We start from the raw sequence: 26,540 nt of genomic DNA, 5'->3' as shown, positions 1-26,540 counted from the left end.
CCAATTTTCACTTTTTTCACCTGGCAGAGTGAAAATTCACTTTCATTCACTCTGTTGAGTGAAAATATGTGAATTTGGAATAGTGGATGCAGATCAGTCCAGCGTCAGCAGCCGCTGGGCGTTGCCGCCTAAGATCGCGTCCAGGGAATCCTGGGACAGGGGCAGGGCGCGGATGCGGTCCAGGCTCTCCTTCTGGCTGCCCCAGGGGCAGTCGGTGCCGAAGAAGATGCGCTCCGGGCCGAACAGGCCAACCATGCGGGTGAACTGCTCCCGGCCCATCATGTGCAGCTCCTCCGGGCGATAGAAGCCGTCGGGGGCCGGGTTCATGTCCCCCAGGGAGAAGGAGGTGTCCAGGCAGACGGAGGTGTGGGGCAGCAGCTGCTCCACCTGGTCCCAGTTCCGCCAGCCCCCCATGTGGGCCAGGATCAGCTTTACCGGCCCCACCTGGCGCAGGGCGTTCAGGCTCATCTCCGGGGAGGCGTGGACCTTGCCGGGGATGCCCACGTCCAGCCCCGCGTGGACCAGCACCACCAGCCCCAGCTCGCCGCACCGGTCCAGGATGCGCAGGAACCGGGGGTCGTCTAAATCCACCCCCTGATAGATGGGGTGGAGCTTGATGCCCTTCAGCCCCAGGCGCTCCACCCGGGAGAGCTCCTCCTTCCAGTTGGGGGCGTCGGGGTGCATCCCGCCGAAGGAGAAGATGCCTGTCTGGGCGTAGTCCTCGTTTACTTTGGCGGCGGCGTCGTTGATGTGGCTGACCTTGGCGGGATTGGTGGCCACCGGCAGGACGATGGACTGGTCCACCCCCGCCTGGGCCATAGAGGCGGCCAGCTCGGCATTGGAGCCGTGGGTGAAGGGGGTCAGGTGGCTCATGGCCGCCAGCTTTTCAATGGTGGCGGCGGCGATGGCCTGGGGGAAGGTGTGGGTGTGGATGTCGACGATCATGAAAAGGGTCCTTTCTGTATGGGGCGATCCGCCCCGGATGGTTCAGGAAAAAGGCGCAAGACCTGTGGGTGCTGGTTGAAGCATACCACAGGTCTTTGCCTTTGAAAAGAGAGAAGAGAAAAGAGAAGCGTTACAGCCGGTCCCCCAGGGCCTGGGTCTGCCGGACCAGCACCTTTTCGTCGTAGCAGGAGAAGGCGTCGTCCACCAGCTTTTTGTCCGGGGCGGGGGTGAGCAGAGAGACCACAGGGACCAAAATCAGCCCGGCGATCATGCAGAACGCGCCCGCGTTGATGGGGGAGCGGAGCAGGGCGGGGAAGGAGGAGCGCACGAAGATGTTGGCGATCATCACCACGGTGGAGAAAATGAAGCTGACCCAGCAGGCGGCCTTAGACGCCCGCTTCCAGTACAGACCGAACAGGAAGGGGGCCAGGAAAGCGCCCGCCAGCGCGCCCCAGCTGACGCCCATGAGCTGGGCGATGAAGGTGACGTTGGAGTGGTACTGCACCAGGGCGATGACCACGGAGATGGCGATGAACACCACGATGAGGCAGCGCATGATGAACACCTGGCGCTTCTCGCTCATGTCCTTGATGATGTTGTCCTTCAAAAAGTCCAGGGTCAGGGTGGAGCTGGAGGCCAGCACCAGGGAGGACAGGGTGGACATAGAGGCGGACAGCACCAGGATCACCACCACGGCGATGAGCAGATCGGGCAGACCGGAGAGCATGGTTGGGATGATGGAGTCATAGCCGCCGGCGGCCAGGTTCACCTTGTCAGAGAACAGCCGGCCAAAGCCGCCCAGGAAATAGCACCCGCCGGAGACGAACACGGCAAACACGGTGGAAATCACCATGCCGGTGTCGATGGCCTTCTCGTCCTTGATGGCATAGAACTTCTGGACCATCTGGGGCAGGCCCCAGGTGCCCAGGGAGGTGAGCAGCACCACGCCCAGCAGGTTCAGGGGGTCGGGGCCGAAGAAGGAGGCGAACACGCCGGGGGCCTGGGACACCTCCGGGTCTTGGATCTGGGCCAGGCCCTCTAAGGCGGCCATGAACCCGCCCTGGCTGTGGAGCACGGCGGCGATGACGGCGCAGATGCCGAAGATCATGATGATGCCCTGGATAAAGTCGTTGATGGCGGTGGCCATATAGCCCCCGGCGATGACATACACGCCGGTGAGCACCGCCATGACGATGACGCACACGGAGTAGTCGATGTTAAAGGCCATGCCGAACAGGCGGCTCAGGCCGTTGTACAGGCTGGCGGTGTAGGGGATCAGGAAGATGAAGATGATGACCGAGGCGGCGATCTTCAGCGACTTGCTGCCAAAGCGCTTGCCGAAGAATTCGGGCATGGTGGCGCTGTCCAGATGCTGGGACATGATGCGGGTGCGGCGGCCCAGCACGGCCCAGGCCAGCAGGGAGCCCAGCAGGGCGTTGCCGATGCCCGCCCAGGTGGCGGCGATGCCATATTTCCAGCCGAACTGTCCGGCATAGCCCACAAAGACCACGGCGGAAAAATAAGACGTGCCGTAGGCGAAGGCGGTGAGCCACGGGCCAACCGAGCGCCCGCCCAGCACAAAGCCGCTGACGTTGGTGGCGTGTCTCCGGCAGTAAAGGCCGATGCCCACCATCACGGCGAAGAACACCAACAGCAGGGTGATCTTGATAACCATTGGGATCATTCCTCTCACACACAGTTTGTTACTTTGCTGCGTTGAAGTTTAACGCAGAGAACCGCAAAAGTCAAGGGAAATTTTAAAATTTCCGAAAAAAATCTCCCGGCTGCTCTTGGCAGTCGGGAGAGGGGAAACGGTTCACTTGTGTGCGCTTCGCCGGAGCAGCGACCCTGACAGCCGCCACAGGGGCAACAGATAGAGATAGCAGGCGAAGAAGATGGAGGCAGTGGGGGCGGCGATGGAGGCCAGGGGGACGCCCCCGGCGATGGACCAGGGGACCAGGGGGGCCACGACGACCACCGCATCCTCCAGGTCCAGGGCCAGCTGCTCCCGGTCCTCCTGGGTCTGGTCGCACAGCTGGTGGGTGAGGAGAATGGACAGGGTCTGGTTGCAGGCCACCATAGACGCGGGGATGGAGGCGGCCAGGATGGCGGCGTAGGGACCCGCACGGCGGGCCAGGCGGCCAATGGCGGCCTTCACGTGGTCCAGCAGGCCCGTCTGCTGAAAGATGCCCGAGTAGGAGGAGGACAGGCACACGATGGCGGTGACCCGGGCCATGGACCAGATGCCGCCGCCGTTGAGCATGGCTCCAAGCTGGCTGTCCGCCGCCCGATAGCCAAAGAACAGCAGCCGTGGCAGGTCAGCAATCGGGGCGTGCTGCACCAGCAGGCAGACAGGCAGGGCGGAGAGGATGCTGGCGGACATGGCGATTTTCACGTTCACCTGCATCAGGGACAGGGCCAGGATCACCAGGGCGGGGATCAGGGCCAGCCAACTGAGAGAAAAGGCGGGGGCGAACAGGGCCTCCAGATCCATGACCTCCCCGGCGGGGCGGGACAGCACCCCCAGCAGGCCATAGACGCCGCAGGAGAGCAGAAAGGGGACCAGGGCCGAGCGGACCATAGACCGGATGTTGTGAAAGACGTCCGTCCGGGTCAGCTCTGACACCAGCAGGGCGCTGGTGGACACGGGGGAGCACCGGTCCCCGAAATAGACCCCGGACAGCACCGCACCGCCCACCAGCAGCTGGTTCAGCCCCAGGCTGGAGCCGATGGCGGCGCAGATGACCCCCATGGTGGCCGCCGTGCCGAAGGAGGTGCCCGTAAGAAAAGACACCAGGCAGTTGAGCAGAAAGGCCATCACCACAAACAGAGCGGGCCGGATGAGCCGGGCGGAGAAGCAGACGATGACGGGGATGGTCCCCGCCTGCCGCCACAGGGCGGTGAGCATCCCGATGAGCAGGAAGGTAATAAGGATATTCTTCACCGTCAGAACGCCATCTAAAGCCAGGCGAAACAGCCGGGACCAGGCAAAGCCCTTCCGGCGGCCATAGAGCAGGAACAGGACAAACCCCGCCGCCAAGGCATATAAAATGGACTGTCCCAGGGCCACGCACAGCAGCAGCGCGGCGCAGAACGCCCCCAATACCAGCCACTCCATCAGAACTGCAAGATCACGCCCACGACAGCGGAGAAGGCGATGAACAAAATGGGGTGGAGCTTTTTCAGGGGGGTGTAGCGCATGGCGATAAAGACCACCACGGCCAGGATCAGGGCGGGCCAGTGGATGGAGATGGTCTCGCCCAACGTGACCAGCACGGTCATGGCCACCGTCAGTCCGGCGGAGGCGATGAGGGCGGTGGAGGCGGGGCGCAGGCCATAGAACACGGCATCCACCGTTTTGGACTGGCGGAATTTTTCCAGGAAGCCGGCGATGATGATGATGACCACGATGGAGGGGAAGGTGAGGCCCAGGGTGGCCACGATGGCCCCGATGACGCCGGGGATGCCGTGGAGCCGGGCGATGGTAAAGCCCACATAGGTGGCCATGTTCACCCCCATGGCGCCGGGGGTGGACTCGGACACGGCGATCATGGTGCTCAGGTCGGCGGCGGAGAACCAGCCGGTGCGGGCCCCCAGATCCTGAAGAAATGGGATGGTGGCAAGGCCCCCGCCCACGGCGAACAGGCCGGTCTTGGCAAACTCAAAAAACAGGCGCAGCAGGATCATTTGCCCTCGCCCCCCTTCTCGTTGTGCTCAAAGCCCCGGATGCGCCGCCAGGCATAGCCCAGCACCCCGGCGCACACGATGAGGATGGCGGGGGACAGCCCCACGAAGAAGGCCAGGGCCAGCACCACCAGGAAGATGCCCACGGTGAGGGCGTCAATGATGGTGGACTTGCCCAGCTTGATGACGCTGGAGGCGATGAGGGCCACCACGCAGGCGTTCACCCCCCGCAGGGCGTGCTGCACCACGGGGATGTCCGCGAAGTTGGACAGGCACGCGGCGATGACCGAGATGATGATGATGGAGGGGGAGATGACCCCCAGGGTGGCCAGAATGCCCCCGGCCAGACCCTTATACCGATAGCCGATGAAGGTGGCGGTGTTCACGGCGATGACGCCGGGAGTACACTGGCCGATGGCGTAGTAATCGGTCAGGTCCGCGTCGGTGGCCCAGTGCTTTTTCTCCACGATCTCCCGCTGGAGAATGGGCAGCATGGCATAGCCGCCGCCAAAGGTGCACGCGCCGATCTTGGCGAAGGTAAAATATAGGTCCCACAGCAGTTTCATGGCGTTCTCCCGCTTACACGTTGAAGCGGAACAGGATGATATCCCCGTCCTGGACCACGTACTCCTTGCCCTCAGAGCGGATGAGGCCCTTCTCCCGGGCGGCGGCCATGGTCCCGCAGGCCATCAGGTCGTCATAGGAGACCACCTCCGCCCGGATGAAGCCCCGCTCGAAGTCAGAGTGGATCTTGCCTGCGGCCTGGGGGGCCTTGGTGCCCCGCTTGATGGTCCAGGCGCGGCACTCGTCCTCGCCGGAGGTGAGGTAGGAGATGAGGCCCAGCAGAGAGTAGCTGGCCTTCACCAGCCGGTCCAGGCCGGACTCGGCGATGCCCAGGTCGTCCAGGAACATCTTCTTCTCCTCGGGGTCAAGCTCGGCGATCTCCGCCTCCAGCTTGGCGCACACGGGGATGACCTGGGCCCCCTGAGCCTGGGCCCGCTCCTCCACCTGGCGGTAATATTCCACGCCGTGGGGGTCGGCAAAGCCGTCCTCGTCCAGGTTGGCGGCATAGATCACAGGCTTGAGGGACAGCAGCTCGCAGTCGGGATACTCCTCGGCGATGTTCACTTCCTCATAGGTCCGGGCGGACTTGCCGTCGTTGAGCCAGTCCCGCAGACCCTCGAAGTCGGCGGCCTCCTGCAAGAACTTTTTGTCGCCCTTGGCGGCCTTTTTGGCCTTGTCGATGCGGCGCTCCACCATCTCCAGGTCGGCCATGACCAGCTCCAGGTCGATGGTGTCCATGTCCCGGATGGGGTCAGTGGAGCCCTCCACGTGGATGACATTCTCGTCATCAAAGCAGCGGACCACGTGGACGATGGCGTCGGTCATGCGGATGTTGCCCAGGAACTTGTTGCCCAGGCCCTCGCCCCGGGAGGCGCCCTTCACCAGTCCGGCGATGTCCACGAACTCGATGACGGCGGGGGTGGTCTTTTTGGGGTGATACATCTCCGCCAGCTTGTCCAGCCGGTGGTCGGGCACGGCCACCATGCCCACGTTGGGGTCGATGGTGCAGAAGGGATAGTTGGCGCTCTCCGCGCCGGCGTTGGTGATGGCGTTGAACAGGGTCGATTTGCCCACATTAGGAAGACCCACAATACCCAGCTTCATGTGACACATTTCTCCTTTATTTTTACCGAAAAACAAAAGAATCTTCGGAAATATTATGAGATCAGTCGGATACTGTCATTCCGAGGAGCGCAGCGACGTGGGAATCCGTTCTCTGCGTCTTGTGGACGAAAATAACGGATTGCCACGTCGGCCCATAGGGCCTCCTCGCAATGACAAGGCCCTTCAGTCTGTTCCGATTCAAAATTTACGGAAAATTCCTGTGTTTTTCAAATATAGACACAACAAACGGCCAAACAGGACCGCACTGTGCAACGATACATTTTACCATGGGACGCGGGGTTGCACAAGTCCGATGGATAATAAAAGTTTATATATGTGTTTATTCAGGCAAAATTATCTTTAATTTTGAATCGACTCGTTTAAGAAAGAACGGAGCCTTGTCTAGTGTTTTTGAGCGTATAACTAAATTGTGGTATCGTGAATCTTCTACTTCTAAGATGATTGCCGATAAACCAGATCCAGAAACGTAACTTAAAAGGTATATTCCGTCATTACAAATTTCGGCACACAAGTAGCCATGAATTTGTCCGTCATCACTTTCTAGTTTGGCAAATTGAAGTAAGGAAATGATGCATAAAATGACTTCGGATTCACACTCTGCTGGGATTTTGGATAACCCTAATTTTGAAAAAACATTATTTAACTCGCTTATAACAATGTTTTCGAGAATTCCAGAGATTACCGTTCGTTTGCATTCTACGCCTGTATGGAAGATTCCGTTATCAGTACAATGTTTGTATGTAAGACGTGCCTCTTCTACGACGAAGCCTTTATTTCGATCTCTGTGTGCAACAAAATTGCAAATTTCTCGAAGAAATCCGTATGTCCAATCTACCTTCTTATAATCATGGTTAACGAGGGTATTTTCTCTGATTAATATGAGTAGGGCCAAAATATCGATTTCATCAAAAGAGCGATTTACGATTTTGTTGTGGATATTATTCAAAAGTTGTATAGATTTTATATCCATAAGCATCTTCCTTATGTTACTTGAGAGTATCCATTGTCAATAATTTATACATCCGCATCAACTCCGCCACGCAGGCGCTTTCGCTGTTCAGCTTGCCCCAAAAGCCATATGCCTGCATCACGGCCTTGTCGTTCTGCTGGTGGGCCTTGCGCAGCTCCGGGGGCATGGTGGCCTCGTCATACAGGTCAGCAAGACTGCAATCCGGGTAGAGCTCCCGGGCATCCAAAATCGCCTGGGCGGTCTGCTCGATTCTAGCCTTCTGCTCGTCCGTGGGCGTGGGCCAGGGGAAGTTGTTGTAAACCACATCTTTGGAATAGCGATAGTCGCTTTTCAGCCGACCACACACGGCCCGCATCCATGCCATGTGGACATTAGAGGTCAGAATGCCGAAGTGGTACAGCGTTGCATCTGGAATTGTAATGACAAGGTTTGTGGCAATAGTTTCTTTGTCCAAAAATCCAATGGGAACATACTTTCGACGTTCAGAAGAGACTGCGGGAACAACGATAAAAGTGTCTGGATTATTGATTTCTCTGAATTGTGTCGGACAATCAGCCAGTTTGCGGCGGCCTGCATCTGGTGCATTTTCGCGGTCTGCTTTACATGCTGCTACTCGCTTCATGACCAATGGCATTTTCCGTAATTCAGCGGGGCTAACGCCGACTAGCCACAAGCACCAGCGTTTTTTATTGTTAATAAATTCAGCAGCACCAATCAGTTGTTTGATATACGGCTTTGCAGAGGGTTCTTCTTTAATAAAGTCAGCATAGTCGGCATCTTCAATGATTAAGTGCCCACCATCGGCCGGACGATTTCCAGTTGTCATTAGTGGAACATTGCAAAGCGGTTTATTTCGACTACCGATGAATACATTTGGTGCATCCATCAAATAAGCGTTGATATTTTCTGCTTCCTGAACTCGCTCACTGGTAAAAAGCCACTTTTTTTCGGTGAAGGGTGCCACGCTGAATCCCACGATCACACAATGCACATGGGCTTTCAGGCTGGCCTCGCTGTCCCAGCGGAAGGTGCGGTGGGCGAAGTCGATGTGGATGCCGAAGCGGTCATAGAGGGGTTTCCAGACACCGGCCACCTGCTCCCCCTGGGTGATGGAGTTGGTGGACACAAAGGCGGTCCTGATGTGGGTGTCCTGCATATATTGGGACGCTTTGAAATACCAGCCAGAGACGTAGTCAATTTTTCCGGCGGTCTTATAGGGCTTTCCTTTTTCATCCACATAAATGGACAGAATATCCTCTTTTTGTTCTTTGCTCTGCAAAGAGTAGCCCACAAACGGCGGGTTTCCCATGATATAGTTTAGTTTCCCTTTGGGGATAACGGTCTGCCAATCCAGCCGCAGTGCGTTGGCCTCGGTGATGTTGGCGTAGGATTTCAGGGGGAGGAAGTCGATCTGGTGGGCAATAATGTCCTCGGTCTCTTTCAGCATCTGGCTCTCTGCGATCCACAGGGCGGTTTTGGCCACGGTGGCGGCGAAGTCGTTGATCTCGATGCCGTAGAACTGGTGGATGGAGACCTGGACCGGGTTCAGGGCCCCTTCGCCCCAGGCCACCTGACCGGCGACCTGGTATCCGTGCCGGCCTTTGTCCAGAATGATCCGCTCTTCAATGACCTGGTTTTCCAGCCGCCGCAGGGAGATATAGCTCTCGGTGAGGAAGTTGCCGGAGCCGCAGGCGGGGTCTAAGAAGGTCAGGCTTGCCAGCTTGCTTTGATAGGCGGCCAGCCTTGCCTCTCGGGTCCGTTCCACCGGAATGCGTTTGATCTCCTCCAGCTCGGCTTTCAGGCCGTTTAAGAACAGGGGGTCGATGACCTTGTGGATGTTCTCGATGCTGGTGTAGTGCATCCCGCCGGAGCGGCGGGTGTCCGGGTTCAGGGTGCTCTCGAACACGGCGCCGAAGATGGTGGGGCTGATGGCGGACCAGTCAAAGTCCTGGCTGGCCTTGGAGAGCAGCAGGCTTTTCAGCTCCTCGGTAAAGGGCGGGATCTCAATGTCCTCATCGGCGAACAGGCCGCCGTTGACATAGGGGAAGGCGGCCAGGGTGGGGTTGTCGTCAAAGAGGTATTTGTCCCGGTCCTGGGGCTTTTGGTCCAGGGTGCGGAACAGCTCTACCAGGGCCTTTCGGATGCCGTGGGCGGGGATGTCCCTCAGATAGTCGTGGAACATATCCCGGCGGTGGTTGAAAATGCCCGCATCCTCGGCGTACAGGCAGAACACCAGCCGGACGCACAGGGCGTTCAGGCTTTTCAGCGTCTTTGGGTCGGTGGGGTCCTTGTACTGCTGCAAGAGGGCATCGTACAGCACGCCCACCAGCTCGCCGGCCTGGAGAGAGACCTTTTCTTCATGCTTGATGGCATCGCTGCCGGTGTTCACCAGGAAATTCAGCTTGGAGCAGTCTGCGGCCAGGTCGGCCAGGGTCAGCACCTCCGGCTCCCCGTTGGGGAAGTTCATGTCGTGGACCTCAAAGGTCTGGAAGTTGCACACCACGATCCACCGGGGCTGCTCCGACTGGGGCAGATAGGCCCCATACCGCCGGGCCTGCTGATAGGGGGACAGGAGGGAGCCGTCGGACTGCTTATAGCCCCGGGTCAGCACGATGTCCTTGCCCTTCTGCTCCACCAGCACCCGGGTCTGGGGGATGTAGCCGTCGATGAATTTGGTGGTGCGCTTCCCCGTGCGGGGGTCATCCACCTCCACACGGCGCTCGAAGCTGATGTACTTCTCCGGCTCGTCCACGCCGAAGACCTTTTGCAGCAGCGCCAGCCAGAACGCCTGGGTCTCCTGCTTCTCGTCCCCGCGGTCCTCCCAGTCCGCCGCAAATTGTCTTGCCGCCGCCCGCTGCTGCACGTCCGTCATGGTGTAAGCCCTCCTGAATTCGTGTTTTCTGGCAATATCATACCATATTGCAGCAGAGTTGGAAAGCGTTTTGCTTGGAGCTGGAGATTTGAAACGTTTCAGGTATAACCGATAAAGCAGGTTAAAATCGGAATTTATCGGTTATATCGAATAAAACAGGAAAATCCGATTGAATTTTCACTGTAACTTTGATAAGATGGGCTTGAAACGAGGTGAAGGCCCATGATAAAGCGGGAATCTTATATGCGGCGCATCCGGCCATTTATCAACGGCGAGCTGGTCAAGGTGATGACGGGCATCCGGCGCAGCGGGAAATCGGTGATGCTGGAGCTGGTGAAGCAGGAGCTGCTGGAGATGGGGGTGGAGAAGGCGCAGTTTATCTCCATCAACTTCGAGGACATGCGCTATCTGCACCTGTGTACGGCCCAGGCTCTGCACCAGGAGATATTGACCCGGGCCGAGGGCATAAGGGGCAAGGTCTATCTGTTTTTCGACGAGATACAGGAGGTAAAGGACTGGGAGAAGTGCGTCAACTCCCTGCGGGTGGCCCTGGACTGCGACATCTACATCACCGGCTCCAACGCCAAGCTGCTCTCCGGGGAGCTGGCGACCTATCTGGGCGGGCGCTATGTGGAGTTTGTGATCTATCCCTTCTCCTTTGCGGAATTTCTGGAGCTGTACCGGCCCACCGATCCCCAGGCCACGGCGGGGCAGTGCTTTCAGCAGTATCTGCTCTTCGGCGGGATGCCCTATCTGTCCCGGCTGAACTATCAGGAGGAGCCGGTCCGGCAGTATCTCAGCGACCTGTACGACTCGGTGCAGCTGAAGGATATCATCAAGCGCAACAAGGTCCGGGACGTGGACCTGCTGGAGCGCATCCTGGCCTATGTGATGGCCAACGTGGGGACGACTTTTTCGGCGGGCTCTCTGGCCAAGTTTTTCAAGAGTGAGCAGCGCAGCGTGTCGCCGGAGACGGTGCTGAACTATATCCGCTATTGCTGCGACGCCTATCTGTTCTATCAGGTAAAGCGCCAGGACTTGCAGGGCAAGCAGATCTTGGCCACCAGCGAGAAATATTACATCGCCGACCACGGCATCCGGGAGGCGGTGTTCGGCGGCAACATGCGGGACATCAACCTGGTGCTGGAGAACATCGTGTTTCTGGAGCTGCTCCGCCGGGGCTATACCGTCACGGTGGGTAAGGCCGGGGAGCGGGAGGTGGACTTCGTCTGTGACAGGCGAGGGGAGACGCTCTATGTTCAGGTGACCTATCTGCTGGCCTCGGAGGAGACCGTCGCCCGGGAGTTCGGCGCATATGACGGTATCCGGGATAATTTCCCCAAATATGTGGTCTCCATGGACGAGCTGGACCTGAGCCGCAGCGGCATCAAGCACCGGAATATCCGGGATTTTCTCCTGGCGGAGCGCTGGGATTAACGACAAGAAAAATCGAAGATAAGACAGAAAAACGCCCCCGTGCGACGGCACGAAAACCGTCGCACGGGGGCGCTGTTTCTTTGGTTCACTGGGGCAGACACTTTAAAATGCCCCGGCGGAGCTTTTCTTCGCCCAGGGGCTTGGACAGGTGGTCGGTCATGCCGGCCTGGCGGCATTGGGCCACGTCGTCGGCGAAGACGTTGGCCGTCATGGCCAGGATGGGCACAGTCTTGGCGTCGGGCCGGGGCAGGGCGCGGATGCGGCGGGTGGCCTCCAGGCCGTTCATCACGGGCATCATCACGTCCATCAGGATCACGTCAATCTCACCGGGCCGGGAGGACTGGAAGATGTCCAAGGCCTGCTGGCCGTTCCAGGCCTGGATGATGCTGGCCCCCGCGTCCTGAAGGAAGAACTGGGCGATCTCCATGTTCAGGGCGTTGTCCTCGGTGAGCAGCACGGTGACGCCGTCCAGAGACCGGGTTGGCTCTGCCGCAGCGGCGGGGGCGGCCTGCTGGGGCGGCTGGGCCAGGGGGAGGGGCAGCTCCACGGTGAAGGTGGTGCCCACGCCGGGGGCGCTGTCCACCTGGATGGAGCCGTTCATGCGGGTGACCAGCTCCTTCACGATGGACATGCCCAGGCCCGTGCCCTGATACAGGGTGCGGGCGCCGGGGTGCTCCTGGCTGAAGGGCTGGAACAGGCTGTTTTTCGCAAACTCCGGGCTCATGCCCACGCCGGTGTCCTGGATCTTGAATTCAAAAACGGCGGCGTCATCCTGGACGGAGCGCCGGGTGACCCAGGTGTCGATGGTCCCGCCCTGCTTGTTATAGCGCACGGAGTTGCTGAACAGGTTCAGCAGGATCTGCCGCAGGTGGAGGGGGCTGCCCAGCACCCAGACAGGCTCCTGGGCCAGGGGGTGGCAGCGATAGGTCAGGCCGGTGCCCTCCACCAGGGACTCGTCCAGGGCGCGCACCTGGCTCAGCAGATCGGTCAGGTCGAAGGGGATGTGCTCTAGCTGGATGTGGCCGCTCTCCAGCTTGCTCATGTCCAGCACGTCATTGATAAGGGACAGCAGATGCTGGGAGGAGGCCTGGACCTTTTCCAGACACCGGTCCACCGTGGCCCGGTCCTCCCGGTTTTTCTGGATGATGGACAGCATGCCCATGATACCGTTGATGGGGGTGCGGATGTCGTGGGACATGCGGCTTAAAAACTCCGTTTTGGCCTGGTTGGCGGAGGTGGCCTGGTCATAGGCGGCCTGGAGCCGGGCGTTCTCCTCCTGCTCCCGCTGGTGGAACTGGGTGGTGTCCTTCAGCAGGATCAGACCGTGGACCACGGCGCTCTCCTGGCCGGTGACGGGGTCATAGACCAGCCCGTCGGACATGAGGGTGGTCTTCTGCACCCAGCGCCCTCCATCCGGGCCCGTCAGGCGGTACTCCACCGTGAACTGCTTGTCCCCGGCGGAGAAGCGCTTGAGCAGCTTGGCCGGGGAGTCGGTGAGGCGATAGCTCTCCAGGGTGTCCGGCGTGATGCCCTGGGCGTATTCCCGGCAGTAGTCCTGATAGGAGCCGGGGAGGGGATAGTCGATGACCAGGGAGACCGGGCCCTCCTCCTCCTTCAAAAAGCGGCGCTCCAGAATGTCCTGGGTCAGGTTGACGGAGTAGATGGCGTCCGCCGTGGACAGCAGGGCGTCTACATAGCTGTCGTTTTCCAGGATGGACTGCTTCAGCTGCTCGTAATACTGGGCCAGCTGCTCTTTTGCGTCCCCGGAGGAGGGGCGGTCATCCCGGATGGTCTGAAAGGCCAGCAGGAAGTGGTGCAGCTGTCCTGAACCGTCCCGGTCCACAAACACGGGGATCAGACGGCTGTAGGCTGCCTGGCCGCCGCCGCTGGGCTGATACTGCACCTGAAGGGCGGGGGCGTCCGGCCCCAGCTGACCGCCCAGAGCGCCGGGCTGGAGCTGTTCCCGTACCCGGCGGCGGTCCTCTGGGGCCACCTGCTCGGCCACGATCTGCTCCACCGCCCCGGAGTAGCTGCCGTCGGCGGCCAGGAAGAAGGACTCGCTGCCCCGAATGACCCGATAGGTGTCCTGCCGAGCGTCGCAGTACAGGCAGTCGGAGAAGGAGTAGCCCAGCTCCCGCACCCGGCGGAGCAGCTGATAGTTCATCCGCCGCTCTGCCGCGGCCTCTTCCCGCTTGACGTGGTTTTTGTTGATGTACATGTTCTTGTCTGCGGCGTTGAACAGCTCCCGCATGGTGCAGGGGCCCTCCTCCCGGGCCAGGGCCGCGCCCACGGCATAGCTGATGGGCATGTCCGGGTGGTTTTGATTATAGTCGGCCATGTGCCGGCGCACCCCGTCCAGGCACTGGTCCAGGGCGGCCCGGTCCAGCCCGTGGGTCACGGCCAGGAACTCGTCGCCCCCGGCCCGGCCCACAAAGTGCTGCTGGGGCATGGCCAGGCGCAGCTGCTGGGCAAAGGAGCGGATATAGGCGTCCCCCGCCTCGTGACCCATGCTGTTGTTGATCCGCCGCAGGTCGTTTAAGTCAAAGCTGCACACGCCCACGTCCTCCCACGGTATCTCCGGGTCGGACAGAAGCTCCTCGCACTTATTTTTGTTGGGCAGGCCGGTGGCCCCATCCACATAGACCTTGTGCTGCAAGGCCCGGTTCATGGCCGCATAGCGCAGGGCCTGGACCAGGGCATAGACGATAAGGGCCATCAGGCAGACGATGTCCGCCGTGATGTATTTCTCCAGTCCCTCCAGGGCGGTGGCCCGCTTTTGGGAGTAGACCTCCGCCAGGCCGGTGGCCTGGTCGCAGATGTTGAAAAATTCCTCGCTCTTGGGGATGATGTCGGTGGCCTGATAGCCCTCCCGGCGCACCAGCATCAGCTCGTCTTTCAGCGAGCCGAAGTAGTCATCCAGCTCCTCCATCTTGTCCTGAAAGGCGGCGTCGTCCAGGCGGACGATGTCCAGCTGGTCGTCGCCATAGCGCAGACCGTGAATAAAGGACTCCACGTCGCTCAGCATCCCGTCCTGGGGCTGACCGGCAATCTCTATCTTCACCAGGCGCTGGGTCTTGCCCCGCACCAGACCGGCATAGTTGACCACCCGGGCCGTGCCCTGGATGCCGGAGACCAGATACATCATCACGACGATGAGAAGGGCCAGAATGGCAGCCAGAATGCCGATGCCCGTTTGGACCCAGCCGGTGGACTTTTTGTTTTTCTTGCTGTCCGTCATGGTGGCTTTCCTCCAGTGTAAATTGCCCCACAATCATACCACGGGGCCGCAGTTTTTCACAAGTATAAAAACCGCAAAAAACGGCGGGTAATACAGAAAGATCCCGGCTGTCCGTACCCAGGCAGCCGGGATCGCTTTGGTGTGTCTGTTCTGTTGTCAGCCGTCCTGCCGGCCGTTGTCCTCGGGTTTCTCCTCCGGGGCGCTCTGGGGCTGGGCGGGAGTCTCAGGCTGGGTCTGGGGCTGGTCCGCCGGGGTCTCGCTGGACTGGTCATTCTGGCCGTCCTGCTGGCCGCTCTGGCCATTCTGGTCCTCCTCCTGGGGCGCGGGAGCGGGGATGCTCTCGCTGACCATATGGATGTTCCGGGCGGGGGGCTCGATGTCCCCGGGCAGGGGCCGCTGGCGGGCGTGGGTGGAGGCATAGGCGTCCTCCACCAGGGCGGGGTCGCGGCCCTGGATGATGGCCACCATCTCGCCGCCGGTGATGGTCTCCTTCTCCAGCAGATAGGCCACCACCTTGTGCATGTCGTCCATATTCTCTTTCAGCAGCTCCACCGCGTCGTGATAGCACTGCTCCAGGATCAGCTTCACCTGCTTATCCATGGCGGCGGCGGTGTCCTGGGCGCAGTCCAGGCCATAGCCCCCGTCCAGATACTGGTTGCGGACGGAGCCCAGGGCCATCATGCCGAACTCGTCGCTCATGCCGTACATGGCCACCATGTTCCGGGCGATGCTGGTGGCCTCCTGAATGTCCTGAGAGGCCCCGTTGGTCATGGTGTGCAGCACCACTTCCTCGGCGGCCCGACCGCCCATGGACACGGTGATCTTGGCCATCAGCTCTTCCCGGGTGCGCAGGTTGGTCTTGTCCTCCTCGGGCATCAGCAGGGTATAGCCCAGGCTGCCCTCGGTGTGGGGGACGATGGTGATCTTCTGCACCGGCTCGGCATTCTTCTGCTTATAGGCCACCATGGCGTGGCCCACCTCGTGATAGGCCACCAGCTTCTTCTCAAACTCGGTGAGGACGGAGTTCTTCTTCTCGCTGCCGGCGATGACGAACTCGAAGGAGGCCAGCAGGTCCTCCTGGGTGACCAGGCGGCGGCCATTGCGCACCGCCCGCAGGGCGGCCTCGTTCACCAGGTTGGCCAGGTCCGCGCCCACGCACCCGGCGGTGGCCAGGGCGATCTTCTTCAGGTTCACGTCCTCGGCCAGCTTGATCTTCCGGGTGTGGACCTGGAGGGTGGCCATGCGCCCGGCCAGGTTGGGCCGGTCAATGGTGATGCGCCGGTCAAAGCGGCCGGGCCGCAGCAGGGCCTTGTCCAGCACCTCGGGCCGGTTGGTAGCGCCCAGGACGATCACGCCCTTGCCGGGGTCAAAGCCGTCCAGCTCGGCCAGCAGCTGGTTCAGGGTCTGCTCCCGCTCGTCGTTGCCGCCCATGCGGTTGTCCCGGGACTTGCCGATGGTGTCGATCTCGTCGATGAAGATGATGCAGGGGGCCATTTTGCTGGCCTCTTTGAACAGGTCGCGGACACGGGACGCGCCCACGCCCACGAACATCTCCACAAAGTCAGAGCCGCTGATGGAGAAGAAGGGCACCCCCGCCTCTCCGGCCACGGCCTTAGCCAGCAGCGTCTTACCGGTGCCCGGAGGGCCCACCAGCAGCACGCCCTTGGGCAGCTTGGCGCCGATGTCGGTGTACTTCTGGGGGTTGTGGAGGATGTCGATGATCTCTTGCAGAGACTCTTTCGCCTCGTCCTGTCCGGCCACGTCCCGGAAGGTGACGCCCGTCTTTTTCTCCACATAGACCTTGGCATTGGCCTTGCCCACGCCGCCAAGACCGCCCATGCCGCCCTTTCCGCCCACGCCGCGGAAGAGGAACATCATGGCGCCCACCATAATGACCACAGGTAGCAGATAGGACAGCAGCAGATACATGATCTGGGTGGAGCTGTCTACCGGCTTGTCATAGTAGTCCACGCCGTGGCTCTCCATCAGGGAGTACAGCTCCAGATCGGCCACCGGGGTGGGGGTGGTGACATAGACGGTCTCCCGGTCCTGATTGCCCATCCAGTTATAGAAGATGGAGCTGGTGGAGCTGTTCTGCTCGGGCACCTCCACCGTTACGCCCTCTTTCAGGGTGATGGTGTACTTGCCCGACTGCATCAGCACCCGGTCCACCTTGTCCTGCTGCACCCACTCTTTAAAGGTGGAGTAGTCCACCTGCACCTCGTTGGCGCTGGCATAGGACGAAGAGCAGCTGCGGAACAGGAAGGTCAGCACCAGCGCCCACAGAATAAGCGTGATGAGACCGAACGTATTTCTTTTGTTGTTCCCTTTGTCTGGCTTCAAAGGAGTATACCTCCTGACACTGAATTTTAAATCATGCAGAGACTGCGCAATTTATCCTATATCATACCACATCCCGCCGGTAAAAACAAGAAACGGCGGTGTAAACTTTCTGTGAAAGTGATCCGCCGGGAAAACGGCCGCCGGCTGGTGCGGTTTCCCCTTTGTTTTTGAAAATTTTTCTTTTCCCCGGCGGACAAATGTGCTATACTGGCCCATGTATGCAAAACTGAATGAGAATTGGGAGGAACCCCCTATGGATACAAGAAAGCCTCTGCGCCGCTCCGCTCCGGTGGAGACGGAGAACGACGGTATCATCGAGGGCCGCAACGCCGTGGTCGAGGCCCTGCGGGCCGGCGTGACCATCGACAAGATCTATATTTTAAAGGGTGAGACCGACGCCACCCTGGGCCACATCGCCTCCACCGCCCGGGAGAAGGGCGTGGTGGTGGTGGACGCGGACCGGCGGAAGCTGGACGGCATGAGCCGCACCCACTCCCACCAGGGCGTGATCGCCGTGGCCGCCGCTCGGGAGTATGCCAGCGTGGACGACATCCTGAACATCGCCCGGGAGAAGGGGGAGGCCCCCCTGATCGTGGTGTGCGACGAGCTCAGCGACCCCCACAATTTGGGCGCGGTCATCCGTACCGCCGACGCGGCGGGGGCCCACGGGGTCATCATCCCCAAGCGCCGCTCCGCCGGACTCACCGCCGTGGTGGCCAAGACCTCCGCCGGAGCCGTGGCCCATGTGCCCGTGGCCCGGGTGCCCAACATCACCGCCCTGCTCAAGCAGCTCAAGGACGAGGGTGTGTGGGTCTTCGGCACCGCCGCCCAGGGCAACACCAGCCTGTACAAGGCCGACCTGAAGGGCCCCGCCGCCATCGTCATCGGCAGCGAGGGGGACGGCATGAGCCGTCTGGTGGCGGAGAACTGCGACTTCACCGTGTCCATCCCCATGTTCGGCAAGATCAACTCCCTGAACGCCTCTGCCGCCGCCGCCGTGCTGCTGTATGAGGCGGTGCGCCAGCGCACCGGAAACTAACCGCCCCCGTGGGGCCAGCGAGGAACACCCATGAGTGACCGCAAGGACGAAAAACTGAATAACGGCGACCTGCGGGAGATCAAATCGCTGATCGGCGACGCGGACAGCGGCGGCTTTTCCCTGGACGACATCCTGGCCGAGTTCGGCGGGAACCCCTCCGCCCGGCCCGGCGGCATCCCCGTCCGGCCCAGCCGGGACAAACGGGATAATGTGGTCGCCTTCCCCGGTGGGACGAAGCGCCCGGAGCCGGAAGAAGAGCTGGAAGAGCCAGACGGACCGGACGATACCCCCGAGGACGAGCCGGAGACGGACAACCAGCCGGAGGAGGACGCCGACGAAGCGTCCGAAGATACCCACGAGGACGAGAACGAGCCGGAGGACGAACCGGGCGAGTCTGACCAGGACGACTCAGAAGACGAGGAATCTGACGAGGAGGAGCCGGACCAAAACGGCGGCGATGACCGCATCGTGGAGTTCCCCCAGCCGGAGAGCATCCTGTCCGCCTTTTTCAAGGGCCTGGGCCGCAAGGCCGACGACTACGCCGACCAGATGTATGCCGAGGACGAGAACACCGACTTAAACGAGGTCCGCCGCCTGGAAAAACTGATCCCCGGCACAGACCGGGAGGAGCACCGGGACTTTGATCTGCGCCGCCTGCGCAAGCCCCGTCCCCCGGAGCCGCCGCCCCCGGACACCGACCCCCACGACCTGGCCAAGACCTATGGCCGGGGCTTAAAAGCCCTGCGCCTGCGGGCGCTGGTGGTGGCCCTTCTGTTTCTGGCCGCCCTGGCCCAGCTCATCGTGCCCGCCGTGGGCCTGGTGTGGCTGCCCCCATTAGACAGCATGGCCATCCAGTGCTGGGGGGCGGCGGGCCTGATGGCGCTAGGGCTTCTGCTGGGGCTGGATGTGCTGGTCGTGGGACTGAGCCGGGCCTTCCACGGAAAGGTGGGCATGGACAGTCTGACTGCCCTGGCCTGCCTCACCACATTGGGAGACGGGGTCGTCCTGGCCCTCACCGGGGACGGGGCCGCCCGGCTGCCCTACACGGCGGTGGCCCTGGCGGGCCTGTGGTGCCAGCTCCACGGCAGCTATCATAAGAAATGCGCCCTGCGCCTGTCCTGCCGCACAGCGGCGGCCTCCTCCCACCCCTACCGGGTCACCCTGGACGAGGGGAAGTGGAATGGCCGGGACACCTATGCCAAGTGGTCCGGGGACTGCCGGGACTTTGGCAGCCGGGTCCAGATGGATGACGGGGCCCAGCTCATTTTCCGGCGCTACTGCCCCCTGCTGCTGCTGGGGGACATCCTGCTCTCCGTGCTGGCCACGGTGGGCCGGGGCCGGAGCCTGGAGCTTTTGTGGGGCATGTCCGCCCTGTTCTGCGCCACCGCCGCCTTTGGCGGGGCACTGGCCTATGGCCGCTCTTTCCACAAGATCGCCCGGCGGCTCATCCAGAGCGGCGGCGCCCTGGCCGGATGGCCCGGTGCGGCCTGCGCCCGGCGGGGTGACCGGGTGCTCATCACCGACGGGGACCTGTTCCCACCGGGGTATGTGGAGCTCAACGGCTATAAGGTCCTGGGGGACTTCCCCATGGAGCGGGTGGTGGCCTACACGGCTACCCTCATCCGGGACTCGGGCAGCGGCCTGACCAAGCTCTTCCACGACCATTTAAGAGCCCTGGGCGGCCTGATGCGCAACGCCGACCACCTCCACTGCTACGAGGGGGGCGGCCTGTCCGCCAACATCCGGGGCGACCAGGTGTTGGTGGGCTCGGCGGCCTTTATGAACCTGATGGAGGTCTCCCTCCCCGTGGGGCTGAACGTGAAAAACGCCGTGTTCTGCGCCATCGACGGGGAGCTGGCGGGCATCTTCGCCCTGAGCTACACCCTGCCCGACACGGTATTCCCCTCCATCGAGGAGCTGATGCGGGAGAAGGTCGGCCCCGTGCTGGCCACCCGGGACTTCAATCTGATCCCCGCCATGCTCAAGCAGCGCTTCAAGCTGGCGGCGGACAAGATGGACTTCCCCCCCGTGGAGCGGCGGCGGGAACTGTCTGACCCCGACCAGAGCCACAGCGACCAGCTGGTGGCCCTGCTGTGCCGGGAGGGCATCTATCCCCTGGCCGAGTCCGTCACCGGCGCACGCCGTCTGCGGTGGGCCACGGTGGTGGGGGCGGTGCTGTGCTGCGTGGGCTCCACCCTGGGCCTGCTCCTGGCCGCCTACCTGGTCTCCGCCCAGGCTTACGGCTCCCTGTCCCCACTGAACCTGCTCATTTTCCTCCTCACCTGGCTGGCCCCCGTGTGGTTCCTGTCCGGGTGGGTACACCGGTATTAAATTAGAATATCCGTGATCAGGGAGGCGGGGACCGTCTCCCTGATTTTGTAGGGGCGGACCTCTGTGTCCGCCCGCCGATGATTGTGAATTTTCCACAAAACGGTAATGCCTCTGCATTTCATGACAAAAAACCTACATTTCATGTAAACCTCTGTACTTTTAGAAAAATTGTGCTATAATCGGGGCGTATCGTGAGAAAGGGAGTGGAGCACATGAAAAAAACCTTGACATGGCTGCGCCGCACCCGTACACTGACAGCAGAGCAGAGCAGAGCAGAGCAGAGCAGAGCAGAGCAGAGCAGAGCAGAGCAGTAGACAGCTTCTCTGCCGCTTTTTGCTGTCTGAATCTAAATATCTGGATGAAAAGACCCATTTCCGACACGGAGTAGTTTCGTGCCGGGAATGGGTCTTTTTATATTTTTTCAGAACTTTTTATAGGAGGAAGCGAGTATGAAGAAACGATTATTGGCGCTGTGCATGTCGCTATACTTGCTGGTCGGCTTATTGCCGACGGCGGCGTGGGCGGCGGACACACAGGCGGAAAACGCGAGCGGTTTCTGCGATGCAGAGGAGAACGGAGAGAGCGTAAAGTGGGAATTGTCCCCGGATGAGGATGATTCGTCCGCTTATACGCTGACCATTTCCGGTGAAGGTGCGATGGCGGATTATAATAGCTATGCCAATACACCCTGGTACCAGTATGCAAAGACGAATGGTGCCATTGAAAATGAAAAAGATAAGGACTTTGCGAAGATCGATAAGGTCATTGTGGAGGGCGGGGTCACTCGTATTGGCAAGAATGCCTTTGCTTTTACCACGGTGACAGAGGCACAAATCGCCGATTCCGTGACTTCCATTGGTAGCGGTGCATTTCTGTGGGACCTGGGGCTGAAAACTATTAGCATCCCGGCGTCCGTGACAAACTTACATGTAGACGAGAACGGGGACTATTATAACTTCTTGGATGGCACGTTTAACCTGGAGTCCATTCAGGTGGGAGATGGGTCCCCCTATCAGGTCGTAGATGGGGTTTTGATCGGTAAGGTCAAAGATAGTTCTGATTTGATGACTATTGTCTGCCCGGATAACCTGGGCGGCGGCGACACGACGGAGGTCGATCTCAGCGGCGTCGCTGATCTGACCCTGGTGGGCAGAACTACTTTCGGCGGCTGCCGGAATCTGAAGAGCGTTCATCTGCCTGACTCTGTGGAAAAAATCGAGTATAGTTCTTTTATGAAGTGCTATTCTCTGGAGTCCTTTGTAGTTCCTCCGAAGGTCACGGAACTTGAAAAGTGGACCTTTAGCGGATGCAGCAGCTTGGCTTCTGTGACTTTGAATAATGTTGAAACCATTGGGGCGCAGGCATTTTCGAAAATTGCGGCTGCGGAGCTTGACAACGCGCCGCATCCTTGCAGCGCTCTGGCTGAGATCGACCTGGGCAAGGTAACGAGCATTGCTGAAGGCGCTTTCCAGGAAACTGGTTTAACTTCTGTTTCCCTTGGCAGCGGCAGCGTTGGGGCCAATGCCTTTATGAACTGCGAAGCGCTGACTTCCATTGACCTGGGCAATGTGACTGAGATTGGGGCAAATGCATTCAGAGGAACGGCAGTCGTAGACCTTACTATTCCCGCGACGGTAACCACGATTGGTGGCAACGCGTTTATTGACAGCACGGCACTGGAACAGGTGACCATGAGCCAGGATCATTCCAGCAAGATCGGACACAAAAAAGTCGCCCGGGATGGATATTGTATCGGGACCCGTTGGTATCAGGACGGAACTCAGGTCCAGGTCAAAACGGTATTTGACAATAATCCGAACACAGAGCAGACCTTTACCTATATGCCGATCTACTTCTTTGATGTAAAATATGACGGCGTAGAGAATAAGACCACAAGATTCATCTATAATTCCAGAACCATGGAGCTGCTGGATTCCTGGGCAAAGTTGCAGACTGTATCGGCGCTTGGCCTGACTGTGCCGGAAGGAAAAATGTTTGCCGGTTGGTCCGTTGCGGCAGACAGCAACGCTATTGTGGCGACAGATGGAGGGGTTCTGAACGAAAACCCGAGCCCTGAGGCCAGTGTACTTGTAAACACGATTCCCACGCTTACGCTGTATCCCGTTTGGATGACGGAACACAGCCATACGCTGGAGTTAGTAGACGGTCAGGCGGCTACCTGTACTGAAGCCGGTTGGACAAACTACTATCAGTGTACCTTTGACGGATGCGGCAAGTATTTCGCTGACGACGCCGGTGTGAACGAGATCATTGATTTGGATGCCTGGAAGCAGGGCGACGGGAAAATCCAGATGGTGGACCACCAGCTTGCCTACCATGAAGCCAAGACCGCAACTTGCACCGAGGACGGCACCAAGGCTTACTGGGAATGCGACGTATGCCACAAGCTGTTCACCGACGCGAACGGGCAGACCGAGACCACCCAGGAAGCTCTGGTCGTGCCCGCCACCGGTCACGACTGGAGCAATAAGGACGGCATCTGCAAGACCTGTCAGACCGCCTGTGACCAGCCCCACAACCCCGGCACCACCTGTGAGGTGTGCGGCAAGGTGACCGCTTCCACCTCCTCCGGTGGCGGCGGCGGTTCCAGCCGCGGCAGCAGCTACGCCGTGTCCACCCCCAAGGCGGACAACGGCTCTGTGTCCGTGAACAACGGAGCCTCTGCCAAGAAGGGCGAAACTGTGACCATCACCGTCAAGCCCAACGAGGGCTATGAGATCGACAAGGTGACGGTCACCGACAGCAAGGGCAACACGATCACTGTCACCGACAAGGGCGACGGCAAGTTCAGCTTTGTGATGCCTGACAGCAAGGTGGACGTGAAGGCGACCTTCGTGAAGAGCGAAGTCCAGCCCGACCAGCCCACGAAGAACACCTTCGTGGACGTGCCCGAAAACAGCTGGTACGCTGACGCTGCTGACTTTGTGGCCCAGCGGGGTCTGATGTCCGGCGTGGGCGAGAACCTGTTCGGCGGGAATCAGAACACCACCCGGGCCATGCTCATGACCATCCTGGCCCGTATGGACGGCCAGGACGTGACTGGCGGTTCCACCTGGTACGAGAAAGCCATGAATTGGGCCAAGGCCAACGGCGTGTCCGACGGCACCATGCCCGAGGTGAACATCACCCGGGAGCAGCTGGCGACGATGCTCTATAGCTACGCCAAGCTGAAGGGCATGAATACGATCCCCAACGGCATGGCTCTGTCCAAGTTCAGTGACGCCGACAGCATCTCCACCTGGGCCAGCGAGGCTGTGTCCTGGGCCGCTTACTCCGGCATTATCTCTGGCCGCAGCAACGGCACCGTGGACCCCCAGGCGGGCGCTACCCGGGCCGAAATGGCCGTGATGCTCCAGCAGTTTGTGGGGCTGATGGAGCAGTAAAAACAGCACTAAGACAGCAAAACCCCGGCGGCCTGCGGGCCGCCGGGGTTTTGAACGTTTTTGAATGAATCGTGTTAGATGCCGAACTCGCTGAAGAAGCGGTCGTGGATGGCCTGGACGGCGCGGTCCGCGTCCCGCTCGTCCACCAGGACGGACACCTTGATCTCGCTGGTGGAGATCATCTGGATGTTGATACCGGCGGAGTACAGGGCCTCGAACATCTTGGAGGCCACGCCGGCGTTGTGGGCCATGCCGGCACCCACGATGGACACCTTGGCCACGTGGTCGTCCACCTCGATGGACTTAAAGCCGATGGACTCCTTCAGCTCCTCCAGGATGGCCTTGGCGGTCTCGGCGTCGTCCCGGGCCACGGTGAAGCTGATGTCCTTGCTCTCGTCCCGGCCGATGGACTGCAGGATGATGTCCACATTGATGTCCTTCTTGGCCAGCAGGGAGAAAATTTTAAAGGCAATGCCGGGCTGATCGGCCAGACCGATCAGGGCCAGACGGGCTACGTTCTTATCTTTGGCAACGCCACTGACGTGAATTTTTTCCATGGTTTTTACAACCTCCTTGACTTTCGTGCCGGGCTTTCCGCTGAAGCTGGAAAGGACCTCCATATTGACGTTATACCGCTTTGCCATCTCCACCGAGCGGTTGTGCAGCACCTGGGCGCCCAGGCTGGCCAGCTCCAGCATCTCGTCGAAAGTGATCTCCTCCAGCTTGCGGGCCCCGGTGACATGGCGGGGATCGGCGGTGTACACACCGTCTACATCGGTGTAGATCTGGCACAGGTCCGCGTGCAGGGCGGCGGCCAGGGCGACGGCGGAGGTGTCGGAGCCGCCGCGGCCCAGGGTGGTGATGTCGTCATACTTGTTGATGCCCTGGAACCCGGCCACCAGCACGATCTTCTTCTTGTCCAGCTCCTTCTGGATACGCTCGGTGCGGATGCGCTTGATCCGGGCGCTGCTGTAAGAGGAGTCGGTGAGCATCCCGGCCTGCCAGCCGGTGAGAGACACGGCCTGATAGCCCATGCGCTCGATGGCCATGGCGCACAGGGAGATGGAGATCTGCTCGCCGGTGGCCAGCAGCATATCCATTTCCCGCTTGGATGCGCTGGGGTTGATCTCCTTGGCCTTCTCGATCAGGTCGTCGGTGGTGTCGCCCTGGGCGGAGAGGACGGCCACAACGCTGTGGCCCTTGCGATAGGTCTCGGTGATGATGCGGGCCACATTGCGGATGCGGTCGGCATCGGCGACGGAGCTGCCGCCGAATTTTTGTACGATAAGTGACATATGTGTCGTTCCCCCTAAAGGTCAAATCATGTGAGAGAGTGAAAAGCGGACGGTCCGCTCTCCATCTTATGGCGTTAGTCCAGCACGCGGAAGCGGGAGCGGACGTCCAGACCCTGGAGCTTATCCTTGATCTGGGGCTCGGTCATGGCCGCGGTGAGGAAGGCGACCTCTCCGGCGGGCGCACCGGCCCGGGCCAGCAGCTGGATGTCGCCGCAGGCCAGGCGGACCTGGTCCACGGGGGCCTGGGCCCGGACATACCACCGGGAGGTGACGATGTCAGAGGAGACCACCAGGTCGGGAGCGCCGGGGCCCCACTCGTTGCGGTGATCCCGCTTCAGATCCTTGGCGATGTCGATGACGTCGGCCACCACGGCGGAGGCGGTGGGCAGCTTGCCCGCGCCGCGGCCATAGAACATCACGTCGCCGATGGCGTTGCCGGTGACGGCGATGGCGTTGAACACGTCCTCCACCCCGGAGAGCGGATTGCTGGCGGGCACCAGGTGGGGGGCCACAAAGGCGCACACCTTGCCCTCGGGCTGGCGGATGCAGCGGCCCAGCAGCTTGATCTTATAGCCGCAGGAGTCGGCATAGGCCACGTCCTCCAGGGTGACGTTGCGGATGCCCTCGGTGGGCACCTGGTCGGGATAGACGTGCTGGCCGAAGGACAGGGCGGCCAGGATGCAGATCTTGCGGCAGGCGTCGTGGCCGTCCACGTCGGCGGTGGGGTCCTTCTCGGCATAGCCGTTGTCCTGGGCCTCCTTCAGGGCCTGCTCAAAGGTCAGGCCAGCGCGGATCATCCGGGTGAGGATATAGTTGGTGGTGCCGTTGAGGATGCCGGTGACCTGGGTCAGCTCGTTGGCGGCCAGGCAGGAGGTGAGCGGCCGCAGGATGGGGATGCCGCCACCCACGCTGGCCTCGAAGAGATAGCTCACGCCGTGCTCCTTGGCCAGCTGAAGCAGCTCATAGCCGTGGGTGGCCACCAGCTCCTTGTTGGAGGTGACCACGCTCTTGCCCGCCTTCAGGGCCCGGGTGGTAAAGTCCAGGGCGATCTTGGCGCCGCCGATGGTCTCCACCACGATGTCCACCTCGGGGTCGTTCTCGATGACGGAGAAGTCCTTCACAAAGCAGTCTTTATAGGGGCTGTCAGGGAAGTCCCGCACGTCCAGGATGTATTTCAGGCGGAGCAGATCGTCCACCCGCTGGTCAATGAGACCGCCGTTTTTCGTCAGCACCTCGGCCACGCCGGAGCCCACGGTGCCAAAACCCAAAATCGCTACGTTTACCATTGCATTC

16 protein-coding genes are annotated in these 26,540 nt (G+C 60.6%); 4 read left to right on the top strand and 12 right to left on the bottom strand.

All coding sequences use genetic code 11. The annotated features are described in order from the left end of the window. Positions 1–93: 93 nt before the first annotated feature. The 8 genes from ACSAMP_RS02120 to ACSAMP_RS02085 form a co-directional block, all read right to left on the bottom strand. A complete protein-coding gene (locus tag ACSAMP_RS02120) occupies positions 94–945 on the bottom strand; it encodes an amidohydrolase family protein (protein WP_457799352.1) in 852 nt (283 codons plus the stop codon). A gap of 130 nt (positions 946–1,075) precedes the next feature. Then, complete coding sequence (locus tag ACSAMP_RS02115) at positions 1,076–2,620, bottom strand: sodium:solute symporter family protein (protein WP_457799351.1); 1,545 nt, start codon at positions 2,618–2,620, stop codon at positions 1,076–1,078. A 141-nt stretch (positions 2,621–2,761) separates the two neighbouring features. After that, on the bottom strand, positions 2,762–4,063 hold the full coding sequence (locus ACSAMP_RS02110) for a Na+/H+ antiporter NhaC family protein (RefSeq protein WP_441796324.1): 1,302 nt from the start codon (positions 4,061–4,063) through the stop codon (positions 2,762–2,764). Next, a complete protein-coding gene (locus tag ACSAMP_RS02105; RefSeq protein WP_457799350.1) occupies positions 4,063–4,632 on the bottom strand; it encodes a chromate transporter in 570 nt (189 codons plus the stop codon). Before ACSAMP_RS02105 ends, ACSAMP_RS02110 begins: the two co-directional genes overlap by 1 nt. Further along, complete coding sequence (locus ACSAMP_RS02100; RefSeq protein ID WP_457799349.1) at positions 4,629–5,195, bottom strand: chromate transporter; 567 nt, start codon at positions 5,193–5,195, stop codon at positions 4,629–4,631. The genes ACSAMP_RS02105 and ACSAMP_RS02100 overlap by 4 nt, the downstream gene beginning before the upstream one ends. Positions 5,196–5,208: 13 nt before the next feature. Next, positions 5,209–6,297, bottom strand: coding sequence for a redox-regulated ATPase YchF (gene ychF / locus ACSAMP_RS02095; RefSeq protein ID WP_457799348.1), 1,089 nt, complete (start codon positions 6,295–6,297; stop codon positions 5,209–5,211). Between the two features lie 340 nt (positions 6,298–6,637). Then, positions 6,638–7,288 carry a hypothetical protein gene (locus ACSAMP_RS02090; RefSeq protein ID WP_457799347.1) on the bottom strand — a complete coding sequence of 217 codons (651 nt, stop codon included), beginning with the start codon at positions 7,286–7,288 and terminating at the stop codon, positions 6,638–6,640. 16 nt (positions 7,289–7,304) lie between these two features. Then, a complete protein-coding gene (locus ACSAMP_RS02085; RefSeq protein WP_457799346.1) occupies positions 7,305–10,160 on the bottom strand; it encodes a DNA methyltransferase in 2,856 nt (951 codons plus the stop codon). Between the two features lie 222 nt (positions 10,161–10,382). On the opposite strand from ACSAMP_RS02085, the gene ACSAMP_RS02080 reads away from it, so the two are divergent. Next, the gene (locus ACSAMP_RS02080; RefSeq protein WP_457799345.1) at positions 10,383–11,597 is read left to right on the top strand and encodes an ATP-binding protein; all 1,215 of its coding nucleotides are present in this window, start codon (positions 10,383–10,385) and stop codon (positions 11,595–11,597) included. An 85-nt stretch (positions 11,598–11,682) separates the two neighbouring features. Here ACSAMP_RS02080 and ACSAMP_RS02075 read toward each other — a convergent pair whose 3' ends face one another. Next, a complete protein-coding gene (locus tag ACSAMP_RS02075; protein WP_457799344.1) occupies positions 11,683–14,835 on the bottom strand; it encodes an ATP-binding protein in 3,153 nt (1,050 codons plus the stop codon). Positions 14,836–14,991: 156 nt separating this feature from the next. Next, positions 14,992–17,178: an ATP-dependent zinc metalloprotease FtsH gene (gene ftsH, locus ACSAMP_RS02070; protein ID WP_457799343.1), complete on the bottom strand. Its 2,187-nt coding sequence runs from the start codon at positions 17,176–17,178 to the stop codon at positions 14,992–14,994. A gap of 253 nt (positions 17,179–17,431) precedes the next feature. On the opposite strand from ftsH, the gene rlmB reads away from it, so the two are divergent. The 3 genes from rlmB (at position 17,432) to ACSAMP_RS02055 (ending at position 23,952) form a co-directional block, all read left to right on the top strand. After that, positions 17,432–18,217, top strand: a complete 786-nt coding sequence (gene rlmB / locus ACSAMP_RS02065) for a 23S rRNA (guanosine(2251)-2'-O)-methyltransferase RlmB (RefSeq protein WP_147560619.1) — start codon at positions 17,432–17,434, stop codon at positions 18,215–18,217. A gap of 30 nt (positions 18,218–18,247) precedes the next feature. Next, positions 18,248–20,548, top strand: a complete 2,301-nt coding sequence (locus tag ACSAMP_RS02060; RefSeq protein WP_441796295.1) for an HAD family hydrolase — start codon at positions 18,248–18,250, stop codon at positions 20,546–20,548. A 449-nt stretch (positions 20,549–20,997) separates the two neighbouring features. Next, entirely contained in the window at positions 20,998–23,952 is a 2,955-nt protein-coding gene (locus ACSAMP_RS02055) for a leucine-rich repeat protein (RefSeq protein ID WP_457799342.1), read from the top strand. A gap of 74 nt (positions 23,953–24,026) precedes the next feature. Here ACSAMP_RS02055 and ACSAMP_RS02050 read toward each other — a convergent pair whose 3' ends face one another. Together ACSAMP_RS02050 and ACSAMP_RS02045 are read right to left on the bottom strand one after the other, a co-directional pair. After that, positions 24,027–25,247 carry an aspartate kinase gene (locus ACSAMP_RS02050; RefSeq protein WP_441796291.1) on the bottom strand — a complete coding sequence of 407 codons (1,221 nt, stop codon included), beginning with the start codon at positions 25,245–25,247 and terminating at the stop codon, positions 24,027–24,029. A 74-nt stretch (positions 25,248–25,321) separates the two neighbouring features. Then, a complete protein-coding gene (locus ACSAMP_RS02045; RefSeq protein WP_441796290.1) occupies positions 25,322–26,533 on the bottom strand; it encodes a homoserine dehydrogenase in 1,212 nt (403 codons plus the stop codon). Positions 26,534–26,540 lie beyond the last annotated feature (7 nt).

This window comes from Flintibacter sp. SJQ-8 (assembly GCF_054108085.1).
This window is presented reverse-complemented; position numbering and strand designations above follow the sequence as displayed.

Bases quoted from the DNA above. Each gene is read 5' to 3' on its own strand.
- ACSAMP_RS02120 (WP_457799352.1), bottom strand. From the start codon at position 945: ATGATCGTCGACATCCACACCCACACCTTCCCCCAGGCCATCGCCGCC.
- ACSAMP_RS02115 (WP_457799351.1), bottom strand. From the start codon at position 2,620: ATGGTTATCAAGATCACCCTGCTGTTGGTGTTCTTCGCCGTGATGGTG.
- ACSAMP_RS02110 (WP_441796324.1), bottom strand. From the start codon at position 4,063: ATGGAGTGGCTGGTATTGGGGGCGTTCTGCGCCGCGCTGCTGCTGTGC.
- ACSAMP_RS02105 (WP_457799350.1), bottom strand. From the start codon at position 4,632: ATGATCCTGCTGCGCCTGTTTTTTGAGTTTGCCAAGACCGGCCTGTTC.
- ACSAMP_RS02100 (WP_457799349.1), bottom strand. From the start codon at position 5,195: ATGAAACTGCTGTGGGACCTATATTTTACCTTCGCCAAGATCGGCGCG.
- ychF (WP_457799348.1), bottom strand. From the start codon at position 6,297: ATGAAGCTGGGTATTGTGGGTCTTCCTAATGTGGGCAAATCGACCCTG.
- ACSAMP_RS02090 (WP_457799347.1), bottom strand. From the start codon at position 7,288: ATGGATATAAAATCTATACAACTTTTGAATAATATCCACAACAAAATC.
- ACSAMP_RS02085 (WP_457799346.1), bottom strand. From the start codon at position 10,160: ATGACGGACGTGCAGCAGCGGGCGGCGGCAAGACAATTTGCGGCGGAC.
- ACSAMP_RS02080 (WP_457799345.1), top strand. From the start codon at position 10,383: ATGATAAAGCGGGAATCTTATATGCGGCGCATCCGGCCATTTATCAAC.
- ACSAMP_RS02075 (WP_457799344.1), bottom strand. From the start codon at position 14,835: ATGACGGACAGCAAGAAAAACAAAAAGTCCACCGGCTGGGTCCAAACG.
- rlmB (WP_147560619.1), top strand. From the start codon at position 17,432: ATGGATACAAGAAAGCCTCTGCGCCGCTCCGCTCCGGTGGAGACGGAG.
- ACSAMP_RS02060 (WP_441796295.1), top strand. From the start codon at position 18,248: ATGAGTGACCGCAAGGACGAAAAACTGAATAACGGCGACCTGCGGGAG.
- ACSAMP_RS02055 (WP_457799342.1), top strand. From the start codon at position 20,998: ATGAAGAAACGATTATTGGCGCTGTGCATGTCGCTATACTTGCTGGTC.
- ACSAMP_RS02050 (WP_441796291.1), bottom strand. From the start codon at position 25,247: ATGTCACTTATCGTACAAAAATTCGGCGGCAGCTCCGTCGCCGATGCC.
- ACSAMP_RS02045 (WP_441796290.1), bottom strand. From the start codon at position 26,533: ATGGTAAACGTAGCGATTTTGGGTTTTGGCACCGTGGGCTCCGGCGTG.